At 60.3% G+C, this 14,273-nt stretch carries 11 protein-coding genes; 4 read left to right on the forward strand and 7 right to left on the reverse strand.

Features of this window, described 5'->3' with window-relative positions; translation table 11 throughout:
- Positions 1 to 92 precede the first annotated feature (92 nt).
- From RX330_RS24370 to RX330_RS24390, 5 genes are all read right to left on the reverse strand, one after another.
- Positions 93 to 1,898 (reverse strand): AMP-binding protein, encoded by a 1,806-nt coding sequence (locus tag RX330_RS24370; RefSeq protein ID WP_317240122.1) that lies wholly within the window; start codon positions 1,896 to 1,898, stop codon positions 93 to 95.
- A 164-nt stretch (positions 1,899 to 2,062) separates the two neighbouring features.
- Entirely contained in the window at positions 2,063 to 3,262 is a 1,200-nt protein-coding gene (locus RX330_RS24375) for an ABC transporter substrate-binding protein (protein WP_317240123.1), read from the reverse strand.
- Between the two features lie 684 nt (positions 3,263 to 3,946).
- Positions 3,947 to 6,196: a xanthine dehydrogenase family protein molybdopterin-binding subunit gene (locus tag RX330_RS24380; RefSeq protein WP_317240124.1), complete on the reverse strand. Its 2,250-nt coding sequence runs from the start codon at positions 6,194 to 6,196 to the stop codon at positions 3,947 to 3,949.
- A gap of 1 nt (position 6,197) precedes the next feature.
- A complete protein-coding gene (locus RX330_RS24385) occupies positions 6,198 to 6,656 on the reverse strand; it encodes a (2Fe-2S)-binding protein (RefSeq protein WP_317240125.1) in 459 nt (152 codons plus the stop codon).
- Positions 6,657 to 6,988: 332 nt separating this feature from the next.
- A complete protein-coding gene (locus RX330_RS24390; protein WP_212092627.1) occupies positions 6,989 to 7,495 on the reverse strand; it encodes a MarR family winged helix-turn-helix transcriptional regulator in 507 nt (168 codons plus the stop codon).
- Positions 7,496 to 7,673: 178 nt separating this feature from the next.
- On the opposite strand from RX330_RS24390, the gene RX330_RS24395 reads away from it, so the two are divergent.
- Positions 7,674 to 9,002, forward strand: coding sequence for an SCP2 sterol-binding domain-containing protein (locus tag RX330_RS24395; RefSeq protein WP_212092628.1), 1,329 nt, complete (start codon positions 7,674 to 7,676; stop codon positions 9,000 to 9,002).
- A gap of 346 nt (positions 9,003 to 9,348) precedes the next feature.
- Here the strand turns inward: RX330_RS24395 and RX330_RS24400 are convergent, their stop codons facing one another.
- Positions 9,349 to 9,921: a TetR/AcrR family transcriptional regulator gene (locus tag RX330_RS24400; RefSeq protein ID WP_317240126.1), complete on the reverse strand. Its 573-nt coding sequence runs from the start codon at positions 9,919 to 9,921 to the stop codon at positions 9,349 to 9,351.
- Between the two features lie 99 nt (positions 9,922 to 10,020).
- Here RX330_RS24400 and RX330_RS24405 point away from each other — a divergent pair, with 99 nt between their 5' ends.
- The 3 genes from RX330_RS24405 (at position 10,021) to RX330_RS24415 (ending at position 13,052) form a co-directional block, all read left to right on the forward strand.
- Positions 10,021 to 10,794 (forward strand): SDR family NAD(P)-dependent oxidoreductase, encoded by a 774-nt coding sequence (locus RX330_RS24405; protein ID WP_317240127.1) that lies wholly within the window; start codon positions 10,021 to 10,023, stop codon positions 10,792 to 10,794.
- A gap of 134 nt (positions 10,795 to 10,928) precedes the next feature.
- Positions 10,929 to 12,188 carry a beta-ketoacyl-ACP synthase II gene (fabF, locus tag RX330_RS24410; RefSeq protein WP_317240128.1) on the forward strand — a complete coding sequence of 420 codons (1,260 nt, stop codon included), beginning with the start codon at positions 10,929 to 10,931 and terminating at the stop codon, positions 12,186 to 12,188.
- Between the two features lie 276 nt (positions 12,189 to 12,464).
- Positions 12,465 to 13,052 carry a TetR/AcrR family transcriptional regulator gene (locus tag RX330_RS24415; RefSeq protein WP_212092631.1) on the forward strand — a complete coding sequence of 196 codons (588 nt, stop codon included), beginning with the start codon at positions 12,465 to 12,467 and terminating at the stop codon, positions 13,050 to 13,052.
- Positions 13,053 to 13,127: 75 nt separating this feature from the next.
- Here RX330_RS24415 and RX330_RS24420 read toward each other — a convergent pair whose 3' ends face one another.
- Positions 13,128 to 14,234, reverse strand: a complete 1,107-nt coding sequence (locus RX330_RS24420; RefSeq protein WP_249153969.1) for a LysR family transcriptional regulator — start codon at positions 14,232 to 14,234, stop codon at positions 13,128 to 13,130.
- Positions 14,235 to 14,273 lie beyond the last annotated feature (39 nt).

Below are 14,273 nucleotides of genomic sequence, written 5' to 3' on the forward strand. Positions count from 1 at the left end.
GTCCTGCGAGAGGTTGCGGCGTAGTCGGCTCTCCGCGGCTACGATGAGCCCTTCGTCTCGATCTCCCATGAAGCGATCAAGCAGCAACACGCTCAAACCCGGATTACGCCTCGGCTCGGGTCGGAACTGTAGAGAGCTTCGACATGGTCCGACCGGTGTTTCAGAACGGCACGTTGGTTGACGTACGCCTTGTCGGTAATTTCGCCCGCAGCCATCGAGGGCGGCTCATTGAGCAGCAAGAATGCGCCGACGTTCTCGCTGCTACCGACGGTCTGGTTGTATTCCTGGAAGCGGTCCTTCAGGAATTGCACGACGCGGTCATCGCGGTTGAGGTCTGCAGACGGCTGCGCCGCGATCTGGGCGGCTTCCGTCGGGTTGAGCCAGCAAAGCAGCCCGCACCATTCGCGGTTCTCGCCTGCAACCACGATGTCTGACAGCACGCCGCGCGCCGCCGCCAGGATCGCAGCCCGCATGTTTCCGATCGATACCCAAGTCCCGTTGGCGAGCTTGAAGTTTTCGGAGATCCTGCCTGTGAAGCGAAGCCCCGCCTCCGGCTTTTCCGGGTCCATGAAGGAGACAGTATCGCCGATACGATAGAAGCCCTCTTCATCGAAGGCCATCTTCGTCAGATCCGGTCTTCCGAGGTAGCCCGGCGTGACGTTGGGACCTTTGACCCTGACCTCGTAAGTATCGGAAACGGGGAGCAGTTTGAGCTGTAAACCGGGAGCCGGAAGGCCGATCTCCCCGGGACGGTCTGTGGCCCAATGGGTCGTACTGATCGTTGGAGCGGTTTCCGTCGTGCCGTATCCCGACATGACGGGGATCTGCCGGCCCGTGATCGACGACATCAACCGGTAAAGCCGCTCGAGCGTGTTCTGCGAGATGGCCGCGCCGGCGTAACTCAGCCGGTCCAACCGCTTCAATATGCTTGCGCCCAACTCGGGATCCTTCTCGATCGCATCGCATAGGAAATTATACCCGGCAGGCACATTGAACATGGCAGTCGGTGAAATCTCCTTCAGATTCAGGAGCGTTTTGTGGAAGAGCTGAGGTAGAGGCCGGCCATCATCGATATAGAGCGTTCCGCCATTCTTCAGTATGCCATGCAGAATGACGTTGCTTCCCATCGTGTGGTGCCAGGGCATCCACTCAACCTGGACCGGTGCCTCGGACGGCGCTACGAGCAGGCTGCCCATCTGCAGAGAGCTTGCCATCATGCGGTGGGTGTTCAAGACCCCCTTCGGAAGGCCTGTCGAGCCTGACGTGAAGAGAATTTTTGCGACAGCATCGCAAGATACCGCATTCGACGCGCGTTCGAAGCCCTCGTAGCCGTCCCGCTCTTTCATCAGGTCCGAATACGGTACCGTGTCCGGTGCACCGTCGACGCTGATCCAGGTGGCGGCTCCGAGTTCGGGAATGGAGCGGCCAGCGGAGAAGGCCTGTCCGCTCTGCACGAAGACGAACTTGGGACGCAGCACCTCTGCGATGTCCTTCAAGCGGGAAAGGCCGCCGGGCATCAAGGTGTAGTTCGGCGATACCGGCGCAAGGATTACGCCGATCGACATTGCGGCGAAGGAAATCATCGCGTTCTCGATCGAGTTTCCGGACAGGATGGCGAGGCTGTCCCCAGGCTTGGCCCCCATTTCGATCAGGCTTTGACCAACCGCCCGAACCAGAGCCCACGCGCGACCATAGGTGATCTCGTCCCACTCACCGCTTGAATTGCGTTGAGCCAGGAAGATACGATTCGGAGCCGCTTTCGCCCAGGTCGGGAGAAAATCCGTAATGCGCCAATCGCAATCTCCCAGCTCGATCGGCGAACTCAGGATGAGCGTACCGTCGTCCCGACGCTGCAGTGAGACCTCTTTGGGCGCGAAGACAGGTGTATTCGTTGACATTGAAGATGATCCCATGATTTACCGCAGGCCGTCCCGGCACGCTCGCGTGTGATCCGGCTTCTGATTGCCGCCAACCTCACGAAACTCGTGCGGGCGACTTGCCTAAGGAACTCGGGCAGCGCATTTGATCACGCGCTCCCTTGCAGTTTTCCTGCCCGAGACCGCTACTCGGACTTCGCGTCGAGCACGTCTCCGAACAATTTGTAGCTCGTGCCGGTCCAGCGCTGCAGCCTCATTTGAGTCCACATCATGTTCACGTTTTCGCTGGTGTTGACCTCGATCCCCGGCAGCGCGACGGGGACGATTACGCTCTTCAGATTCTTTGCTTGCGCCAGGATGTTCTTGCGGGACAGATCGTTGCCGCATTGTTTCAGTATTCGCTCGAGCAGAATGCCCTGCTGATATCCGACCGCGTAGGTCCCGTTGCTGATGTCGGCGCCGGGTAGATACTTCTCGAAGAAGTTTCGATAATCCCGCAGACCGGGATCGTCCTTCCACGCCTCGTCCCCAACGTCCTTGGTGATCGTGCCTGCGATCACGCCAATCGACTTGTCGAGCCCGGCCGGCGCGAGCGTCCCGCCAACAGATGCGGAAGGAAAGTTGATGATGATGGTCGCCTTCCATCCGATCACCGAGGCCTGCCTGATCGCCTGCGCCGCAAACTTCGGTGTCCCGGCGATCACGAGAGCCTCGGCTCCTGAACTCTTCAGGTTCGTGATCTGCGAGTCGATCGTCGGCTCGGTCACCTCGTAAGCGGCAGTCACGACCTTTCGATCGAAATCGCTGCCGAGATACGCCTTGAACGCATTGACGTAGTCTTTGCCGAGATCGTCGTTCTGATAGAGAATTGCGTACTTCGCGCTAGGAAGCACTTTGGTGAGATACTTGGCGTAGATCTTCCCTTCGGTATCGTAACTCACGATACCGGTCGTCATCAGGGGATAGTTCTCGACGTCCGAGAACTTGGATGCACCACTGACGATCGCGATGCTGGGCACTCCCTTTGCCCTGAGATACTTCGCCGTGGCCGAGACGCCGGGCGTACCTAGCTGGCCGTACATGAAGGAGATTTCATCGCTCTCGACCAGCTTGCGCACGTGCTCCACCGCCTTGGGTGGGCTGTATGAGTCATCGTAGGCGATGTAGTTGATCTTGCGCCCGTTGACGCCGCCTCGCTCGTTCAGCGATTGGATATAGGCGATAAGACCCTTGCCAATGAGCCCGATCGATGACGCCGGTCCGCTGAAGGGAAAAACCCCACCAATCTTGATCTCGGTATCGGAAATGCCTGGCTCTTCCGCAGCGGAGGCCGAACCGCTCAGAAGTACAGCGAGGGCTATCGCAATTTTCCATTTGGACATCATCAACCGTCCTCCCCCATGCGTGCCATAGCTGGCACGGAACTGTCTCTTGTTTGTCTTCCGCTGTGCGATCTCCTGACGACATCGTCGTTCAGAATCGCAGGCCGAAGCAGCCCTTTTTGTCGCTATTGGCTTTTCTTCAACCTACCGTTCTTTTTTAGAACTCGTCAAGCTCCACTGTTAGGATCTTCTTCGATGCAACAGACATTTGCCGGCATATTTGAGTTTTGCGCTCGACAACTAGATCCCGCGCGCGTCACTTCTATTATCGAACTTACTTACGCGCCGCCGACGAACAACGGGATCAATGGGAGCACGTGTCCAAGTTGCGTCCTCCTGGCAAGACAGTGAACCTGGCGCTGAAGCGCGCCTTCTCCCGGGCGAGTGGACAATGAGCTTCGGAAGCAGGCTACGACAATCTTGTGCCGCCCCTATTCAGAGATGAATGCCCGCCCGCGCCTGCCGCGCGGCCCTTTACGCATCGCACGCCCATGGGAGCGCACGCATATCTCAGCCGCCGACCATCATGTCGTCCCCGGTTCGGCGAGCGGGCGCAGTTTCGGGAATTCACTTCCACCATTCAGCACGTCCCACGGCGTGCGAAATGAGCATCGAGGCGATCTGGGACGCCGGTCTCCACCCACGTCCTCGCATGCCGACGCGCTGGTTTGCTTACGCCTCGAGGCGTCACGCGAACGTGACGCTCTTGTTCAACGGCAGTTCGCGCACACGCTTTCCGGTAAGAGCGAAGATTGCGTTCGCGAGAGCAGGTGCGGCTGGCGGGACTGGCGGTTCGCCAATTCCCCGCACTTCTCCCCCAAGCTCCAATCCCTTGACGATGATTTCCGGCGCCTGATGGAACCTCATAGCCTCAAATACGTGAAAGTTCGTCTGGCTCGGCGCGAAGTTCTCGTATGTCAGCTCGCAGTTCATGGCGTGGCCCAAGGCCCATATGATGCCTCCCTGCACCTGCGCTTCGAAATTGATGGGATCCAGAATGCGCCCCACCTCACAAACGGCATACACTTTGTCGATCTTGATTCCTTGAGGCGTATCGCTGACGTCGACGATTTGGGCCATCGGCACGCCGAATGACACCGTCAGCGCTATCCCTCGGGCTCGCCGATCGTCGATCCGCGAGCCTTTCCAGCCGGAAATATCTCGCAAGGTATGCAAGACCGCTTTTGACGGCTCATGATTGCAGAGACGAATGAGCTCGGACATCGGATCCGCACCGGCGGCGTGGATCAGTTCGTCCAAGAAGGAAGCATGGTGGAAGCCATTGCCGGACGCTCCGACAGATCGCCACGGGCTGACTGGCACCATCTCCTTCGCCCGGTAACCTGTCACACGGCAGTTCGGTATAGCGAAAGGTTGGTCCCAAATACCGTTGACACTGGAGACGTCGGGGCCGGGAGGAAGGGGCGCCTGCAGACGGTTGAACCAGGAGGCGCCCATCGATTGCCCAGCGACATCGATGTCCATGCTCTCGACCTTGCCGTCGCGAACCGTACCTTTCGCGCGCGAGAGCTGGATCGGGCGCGGATAGTCGTGCGCCATGTTCTCCTCGCGGCTCCAGATCATCTTGACCGGAACGCCTTCCATGGCTATCGCGAGCTCGATCGCCTGTAGCGCGTAAGTGTCGTCGAGGCGCGCTCCGAAGCTGCCGCCGATCGGCTGAGCGTGCACGTAAACCTTCTCTTCCGGCAGTCGGGTCAGCTTCGCCGCATGCCCCTGGAGGAACACCGGGATCTGCGTTCCCGTCCAGATGTCGAGCCGTTCCTTCGTATAGAGTACAACCGCATTCATCGGCTCGAGTGGGGCGTGGGCCAAGTACGGCGTCCGATACTCCGCCTCAACGGGCTTGGACGCGCCGGCGAACGCCTTCTCGACGTCGCCGTCATTGCGGAGCCGGCTATCCTGCAGGTCTTTGGAGAACGAATTCTCCAGCACCTTCCACATTCCGGCCGAATCGGCTGGATAAGGAGGATCGTTCCATTCGATCTTGATGGCGGCCGCGGCCCGAAAAGCTCTCCACGTGTTGTCGGCGATGACGCCTACACCGTCTTTGATCGGGACGATCTTCTTGACGCCCCTCATCTTCTCCGCGCTGGAAGCGTCATATCGTTTGATCGTGCCTCCCATGCCCGGATTGGCCCGGACGGTGGCGTACACCATTCGGTCCAGACGAACATCGATCCCATACTGCTGGATACCCGTGGACTTCGCGACCATATCGATCCGGCGCATCTTCTTGCCGATGTAGCGCCACTCCTGTTCCGGTCTGAGCGTGACATCGGCAATGGGCGCAAGCAGCGCGGCCTCGACGGCCAGCTCCGCGTAACTGATGGACTTGCCGTCAGGCAGGATGACCTGACCGTCCTTGGTTTTCAGTTGCGATCGGGACACTCCCGCCCTCTTGGCGGCCGCCTCCTTCAAAGTCTCTCGCGCGACCGCTCCCGCCAAACGGAGTTTATGATAACCGTCGGGTACCGTGGACGAACCGCCGGTGATCTGCATACCCAGCACACGGCTCAACATTTCGCCGCCTCCCCGCGCCCCGCGCGCCATCATGCCATCGTCGATCGTAGAGAACGGCAGGCTGTCGTCCATGACCCGGCTGTTGAAGTAGGCCGGACTTGGCGGACCGGGATGGATGCGAACCTTATGCGGATCGACGTCGAGCTCTTCGGCGATCAGATGAGCTTGAATGGAATACGAGCCTTGCCCCTTATCGGCTCGCGGAGTGATGAGCGTGACGCCCTTTGCGTCGATGCGGACATACGGCGTGATCGCGGCCTCGCCCGGCTTGAGGTCCTTGAGCAGCGGATTGAGAGGCTCCTTGCGCAATTGGTAGTAGCCGAACGCGACGCCGCCGGCGATCGCCGCGGAGCCGATCAAAAACGTGCGTCTTGCAATCGTCTTGAGCCGAGCCACGCTATTTCCCCTTCATCATCTGGGCTGCAGTTTTGACGGCGCTATGGATGCGGACATAAGTCCCGCATCGACAAAGATTTCCGTCCATGGCTTCGGCGATCTCGGCGTCCGAAGGATCGGGGGTTTTGGACAGCAGCGCCGCTGCAGTCATCATCTGGCCGGACTGACAATAACCGCACTGCGCGACCTGCTGCTCGATCCAGGCCTGTTGAACCACATGCAGGTTTCCGGGAGTCCCCAGACCCTCGATTGTCGTGATGCTGCCGCGAACCGCACCAGCGTTGATCGAGCAGGAGCGAACCGCCTCGCTGTCGATATGAACGGTGCACGCGCCACAAAGGCCCGCACCGCAACCATACTTCGGCCCCAAGATGCCAAGCTCGTCTCGAAGCACCCAAAGGAGCGGCATTTCCGGTTCAACGTCCAGGTCGTGGCGCTTACCATTGACGGTCAAATGCATTGCGAATGCTCCTGTAGCTGCGAAAGACGGCGAACAACGATCACCGGCCTCTCCGAGGGCTGCGGCCGGCCGGTTCCGGTGCGCTGGACTTGGCACACATCCCGCACTCTCGCTTCATTGATGAATGAACGGCCGCGCAGAGATCGGCAGGGCTTCGAGAAGGCGGCATTACTTTCCTCGTCCGCCCATTGATTTCATCCTCAATGATTAGGACGTTACGGAGGCCTCGGCCAATTCAGAATCGAATAACCTTGCTTTACCGCTGAATAGCCGCGAGGTGCGTGTCGGCAAAGCCGATCCATGCCATGGATTGTCGGAAAGCAACTCAAAAGCTACCTGAGTTTCCGCCGCCCTCCTCGCCCAGAAGTGGCGGCCTGCTCCGACCTGACTTTGGGCAATGGCGCATCGATGACCCGCTTCATGAGCTCGCGGAGATGGCCCGCCTCACGCACCCCGAACGCCGTTTCGAATCCAGCCCTCGCCTTTTGCCAGGCCGGATAGGCCGCGAGCAGCATCTCCTGCCCGCGATCCGTGATGGCAACCTCCCGCACCCGCCGATCCTCCTCGCTCACCTCGATCTTGAGGAGGCCATCGCGTTCCAGAGGCCGGAGATTATGGCCAACGGTCGCTCGATCCATCGTCATGATGTTCGCCAGGCTGGCCATCGTCATCGGGCCTTCCGAGGCGAGGAAGCCCAGCAGGCTATACTGGGTTGACTTGAGCCCGGTGCCGGCAAGACAGAGATCGTAATAGCGCGATATGCGCCGAGCCGCCCGCCTGAGCTGGCTGCAAGTGCAGTTCTGAGGAAAATCACTCATCGCAATCGAACGTCGTGCCAAGTTCAAGCTTCCTCGGTCGTTTGGGTCGGTGCTCCAGACCCTTAGCACCAAATCGACAGGCAGACTTCAATTGAAATGGCAGTTTGCCTGCATTGATGTCTAATGATAGTCTCATATGCCCGTAATTGCATGATACACCTCACAAGGGCGCACGCAGCCTTCGCATCAGGAGACCAGCATGGCGGGACTCAAGGATCACCCGATCGCCGACCGCATACGGCTCAGCCCGCCGGCACCGCCTGCATCGCTCAGCCTCGACGCTTTGAAGGCGCTGGTCATGGAGTGCGGTGCCGACGATTGCGGCGTCGTGAGCCTTGACGATCCGCTCCTGCGGGACGAAGCCGTTCATGCTCGCCGCGCCTTCGCGGGAGCTCGGCTGGCGGTGAGCATCGTGAGCCGAACGCATCGCGCCCCAATTCGCTCGCCCACCCGTTCGGCGGCCAACAACGAATTCCATCAAGTCAGCCACGACGTGGACGACATCGCGCGTGAATTGGTTGGTCGGCTCGAGGATATGGGAATCTCGGCGATGAACCCGCCGATGGCTTTCCCGATGGAGTTCGATCGCTATCCTGAACGGGGCTGGGTCGTCTCACACAAGCTCGTGGCCGAGGCAGCCGGCATGGGGAAGCGCGGTATCCATCGCAGCGTCATTCATCCCAAGTTCGGCAGCTTCATCCTGTTGGGCACGGTCCTGGTCGACCTCGAAATCGAAGCACCGGCGACGGCGCTCGACTACAACCCGTGCTTCGAGTGCAAGCTGTGTGTCGTGGCCTGTCCGGTCGGCGCACTCAAACCGGACGGATACTTCGATTTCTCGTCTTGTCTGAACCACAATTATCAGCAGTTCATGGGCGGGTTCGCACACTGGATCGAGGATATCGCCGATGCCAAATCGGCCAAGGATTACCGGAGCCGTCAACCGCTGGCGGAAACCGTAAAGCGCTGGCAGAGCCTCTCCTACGGCCCCAACTACAACGCCGCCTATTGCGTCGCGGTTTGCCCCGCCGGCGAACACGTCATGGCGGACTACCTGGCGGATCGGAAGGCCCACGTTGAGACCATCCTCAAACCGCTCCAGGAGAAGATCGAGCCTCTCTACGTCGTCCGAGACTCGGACGCAGCCAGTCATGCTGCGAAAATGTTCCCGCACAAGACGCTTCGGTTCGTGCGCAGCAGCGCGCGTGCGACGAGCATCGGTGCGTTTCTTTTCGGGATGGGACTTAGCTTCCAGCGGGGCAAGTCCAAGGGCCTCAACGCCACTTACCACTTCGTGTTCACGGGAGAACAGCCTGCAGAAGCCACAGTGGTCATAAAGAATCAGAAACTGACCGTCACCCCTGGCCTGACCGGAACTGCCGACCTGCGGATCCAAGCCGACTCGACGGCATGGTTGCAAACGCTCACGGGACGGCTCTCCGTCATCCTGGCACTCGCTCAACGGAAGATCCGACTCAAGGGGCCCCTGAAACTGCTCAAGGCATTCGGCGCTTGCTTTCCGAAATAGCTGGTTCGCCGACCACTCTCGCAGATTTGGCATTCGCGGCGAGGCGCAAACCTTGCTGCGATAGCCGCTTGCTGGTCGCTCCGCCCCTATTAGTTCTTTTTTTGAATTGACTAATCCGCGGCAGCGGTCTTCTATCCTGGGACCTCCCAGTCCGGTCCAGCACGACGAGGCTATGGACGTGGACTACTCAACCGGTTGCGAAAGCAGCCGGTTCTTTTTTGACGAGACCCAACTCAAATGTGCTCGATCGAAAACCGAGTTCAGAACTTCTCGAACGCTTCGGATTGCGGGCCTGTCGACGATGATCCGCGAAACTACTGCGGGAGCAGGATCGTCGCTTTCCTTGCTACGGCGTTTTCAGGAGCCGTTGCAGTTGCCGACGGACCGCGCCAAGCATCGTTTCAGAAGCGGCCGGCTTTGCGTCTTTCAAGGCGCGCGAAATGGCCAGCGCTCCGACCATCGCGGCGGCGACAAAAAGCGACAGATCTCGGGATTCCGCATTCGATCTGCCGGTAGCTTTCAGCCCATTCTTGATCAAGCCGGCGAATCCGTCGAACCCGGCGGCGAACTCCTCCTGGATCGCGCCCTCTTCGTGAGAGACCTGCGAGACCAGCGCGGCCATGGGGCAGCCGCTCTCCGGAACATCTCGGTGTTGCAGCGATAGATATTGGCTCAGCAACTCCGCAAGCGGCAGCTGGGAAAACTCCGAATGACATTGGCGGAAGCTCTCTGCCAGCGCTTGCGACGAGAGCACCTCCTTCGAAGGAAAATGACTATAGAGCGCACCGTGGGTAAGTCCTGCGGCCTTGGCGACCTCCCCCACCGTCATGGCTCCGAAACCGCCCTTGCGCATCCGTCTGGACGCGACCTCGAGGATTGAAGATCGGTTCTGAGCCGCCTGAGCTTTCGACACCTTCATATTCTGCTCGCTCGGATGCTCATGGGCTCCTTGACATTCATAGATTACGTACGCAATTAACACATTCATTGCAATCGCAATGAATATTGAGACGCCAACGTGGCCGCGCGGGCCGCGCACGAATTGGAGATCGAGATGAAGGTTGAAGGTTCAGTCGCCCTCGTCACCGGAGCGAACGGAGGGATCGGGAGAGCGCTCGTCGAGGAACTGCTCAAGCGAGGCGCAGCGAAGATCTACGCGGGCGTGCGCGACACGGGCTCGGTACAATCACTTTTCGAGGACCAATCGCGAGTGATCGCGCTCCAGCTGGACGTAAGCAGGCCCGACCAGGTCGCCAAGGCAGCCGTGACGGCATCCGATGTGACCCTGCTCGTGAACAATGCGGGATTCATCGGCGGCCACGGCGCACTGTCCGTCAGCGATCTTGCGGCGGCGCGCCAGGAGATGGAAGTGAACTATTTTGGTCCTTTGGCTCTTGCGCAGGCATTCAGGAACACCCCGGCGCTGAAAGGCGGGGCGATGATCAATATCCTGAGCTTCCTGTCGCTCGTGACCATTCCGCAAGCTGGAACCTATTCGGCTTCCAAGGCGGCGGCACTGTCGCTGACGCGCGTCCTGCGAGCAGAATTGAAGGCACGCGGATCTCAGGTCTTGGCTGTATTGCCGGTGCAGGTTGATACTCCGCTTGGAAAGGCGATGCCGGATCCCAAGCTGAAACCCAGCGAAGTTGCGGTCCATACCTTGGATGCCCTCGAAGCCGGAAAGGACGAGGTCTTTCCGGGGGTCCTTTCCGAAAGTGCCGCGGCAGCGTTCAAGGCCGACCCGGCGGGATTGCAGGCGAAGTTGGCCGCCATGGTCCACGCCATCGATTAGACCGCAGAGCGGCCGAGGTTGCCAGTCGACCTCGGTCGTTACTTTCTTATCAAGAGTTACTTGAATTTCTGTATCTACTCTGGCAGTCAGCCTTGGCAATCGACCCTCTCATCTCCAGGAAATCGGGTTCTCGCATGCGCCGAATAGTGGTTACGGGAATGGGGCTGGTGTCTCCGCTCGGCTGCGGCAGAGAGCTGGCCTGGTCGCGACTGCTGGCTGGCCGCTCCGGGCTGACGATCCTGCCCGACTGGGCCGCCTCGCTGCCGGGGAGAGTTGCCGGGCTCGTGCCGACCAAAGCCGACGACGTCGATGGTGGGTTCGACCCCGACCTGACGATTCCGCCCAAGGAACAGCGGAAGATGGATCGGTTCATTCAGTTCGCATTGGTCGCAGCCGCGGAGGCAATCAAGCAAGCTGGCTGGACTCCGGCCGATGAGCGCGCTCTCGAGCGAACCGCCACGATCATCGCTTCTGGAATTGGCGGTTTCCCAGCGATCGTCGAAGCGGTGCGGACCGTCGATCAACGCGGCATCCGCCGCCTGTCGCCGTTCACCGTCCCGTCCTTTCTGGCAAATCTCGCCGCCGGCCACATCTCGATCCAGTATGGCTTCAAAGGACCTCTCGGTGCTCCCGTCACAGCCTGCGCCGCCAGCGTACAGGCGATCGGCGATGCCGCTCGGTTGATCCGCTCGGGGGAGGCCGATGTGGCCGTATGCGGCGGTGCCGAAGCCTGCATTGATCTTGTTAGTCTTGGAGGCTTCGCGGCGGCTCGCGCAATCTCCACCCGCTTCAATGACCGGCCCTCGCAGGCGTCTCGCCCGTTCGATCGGGACCGGGACGGCTTCGTCATGGGTGAAGGGGCCGGGATCCTGGTGATCGAAGACCTCGAGCACGCTCTCGCCCGTGGCGCCCGGCCGATCGCCGAACTCGTCGGCTACGGAACTTCCGCTGACGCCCATCATATCACCTCGAGCCCCGAGGACGGTTCGGGCGCCCGGCGAGCCATGGAAGCCGCTCTGCGCCAGGCAGAGCTCGATCCGCGCAACGTGCAGCATCTCAACGCTCACTCGACCTCGACCCCGGTCGGCGACATCTCGGAGCTGGCGGCCATCAAATCGGTTTTCGGAGCCCATGGCGGCATCGCCGTGAGCGCGACGAAGTCCGCGACCGGTCATTTGCTCGGTGCCGCAGGGGGGGCCGAGGCCATCTTCGCAGTCCTTGCTCTTCGAGACCAGGTGGCCCCACCCACTCTGAATCTTGAGACTCCGGATGAAGCTGCCGAGGGCGTCGATCTCGTCGGTCCAAAGGCCAGAAGCATGGCGATGGACCATGTGATCTCGAATGGTTTCGGCTTCGGCGGCGTGAACGCGAGCGTCATCTTCAAACGCTGGTAGAAGGCCTGCGCGCAAAGTATCCCGGATCTCACCGCCCGCGATCGACAAACAGGAAGCGCGACGGTGGAACGTCGGCAGGGCGGCGGAGAGCTCGATTTCTTTCCTGCGATGCCGCAATTCAGATCCGGCCTTCGCACCCACAATCCAACTGGCAAAAAGCCCGAATGGCGGAGCTTCGGGACAGCCACGAAGGAGTGACCCGACGATTGGATGTTGGCTGTCATCCCCGGACTTTGATATGCCGTTTCCCGGAGCTATTGGACTGGAGTCGACTGGATGGGCCACTCCCAGGCAGACAAGGCAAAGAGCCGGCAGCGCATACTGGATGCGGCCGCAGTGCAGATCCGCGAGCTGGGATTGGACGGCCTCAGTATCGCCGAGCTCATGAAGTCCGCGAAATTGACCCATGGCGGATTCTACGGACATTTCGACTCGCGCGACCAGTTGATCTCCGAGGCTTTGGCGAAAGCTCTCTCGGAAGGAGGTCCCGAAGCGGTGCGCCCGGGAAGCGCGAACGGTCCGCGTACCCTCAAAGCGCTGCTGAACACTTATCTGAGCAAGGCACATCGGGACGATCCGAGCGTGGGATGTGGGGTGGCGGCCCTGGCCGGCGATGTCGCACGAAGCGATCGAAAGACGCGCGCCGTCATGACGGAATTTCTTTCGCATTACTTCGACAACGTGGCTGACCTGGTGGAAGGCGACCATCCCGACGAGTCGGCGGTTGCCATCGTCTGCACGATGGTCGGAGCGGTTGCTCTTGCACGGGTGACGAGGGATATCTCGATGTCCGACAAGATATTGCGCGCGGCGCAGCGAAGCATTCTCGAACTCGTCGAAACCCGCCGGTCGGCTCTCGAATGAGTGGTGAGAAACGACCATGACCCATGCTGCATGCCACGCGAAATGCTGCGCCGATCTTCGCCGGCAGCGTACGGATCATGCAACCTGCTGCAGGCGCTTCTGAGCCCCCTGCTGACCGACCAGCCACGACTTGGTGTTCGCGAACTCCGCTTCCAGGAAGCGCCAGACCTGCTTGGTCATCTTTCTGAGGTCGCTCTCGCGGCGGCGGAGCAACCACAAATCCAGCATGGCCGTGTCGTCCGGGAGCACACGTACCAAGCCTTCAGCCAGGGCAAACGGCACCGGCAGAAACGCCAAGCCGAGCCCTTCTGCCGTCGCCGCGAAATGATTGACGACCGGCATGAGCCTCAGCGTGCTATGGGCGTTTGCCGCTGAATTGAAAGCCGCCAACAACGAAATCTGACTCGTTCGCTCGTTTTCGGCTGCCCCGTACTCGACTGAGCATCCGATCAGTTCGTGGTCGACCAACTCTTTCAGCGTCTTCGGTGCAGCGTGTTCCGCCAGATAGCTATCGGATGCAAACAGACCAAAGGCGATGGATCCAACGCGGCGACCGATCAGTTCACCGTCACCCGGATGCCCGATCCGGATGACGAGATCGAGATCGCTGGTGGCCAGGTTCTGCTGCTCAACCGTCGAATTGATTTCGAGGCGGATCTGAGAACTCAGCGCACGCAACTTCTTGACGCGAGGCAGCAGCCAATGCTTGGTCAGACCTTCAGTCGCGGAAATCTTGACCGCCGTCGAACGCTGGCCGACGCGCAGGGACAAATCCCGCTGAAACTCCTCGAAAGAGCGAACCATCTCTTCCGCCGAGCGGAGCAGGTCCTGCCCCTCCTGGGTAAGCTTCACCCCCGACGATACGCGAAAGAACAGCGGCGCGCCGATATTGCGCTCCAGCTCCTTCAGGCGCCTGCTGAGGGTCGGCTGGCTCATGCCCAACTCGCGGGCCGCCCTATTGACGCTTCCGGTTCGCGCCACCGAAAAGAAGAGCCTGAACAGATCCCAGTTGGTTTCCGTCACGCGAGATCTGTGCTGGTTTCCACCGGCCGGCTCTGGCCCCACATCGCGGGGCCCAGCTTCGGAGAACGGGCCACCACGCGCAAGTTCGACGCCCACCACGTTCTCCATTTCCATCCCCACCATGAAACGTCCGAGCGGAACTGAAATGATGCTCGTCATCTTTCCAACAGGATGATGCCTATCATGCACAACGTCAAG

Source organism: Bradyrhizobium sp. NDS-1 (assembly GCF_032918005.1).
Taxonomy (GTDB): Bacteria; Pseudomonadota; Alphaproteobacteria; order Rhizobiales; family Xanthobacteraceae; genus Bradyrhizobium; species Bradyrhizobium tunisiense.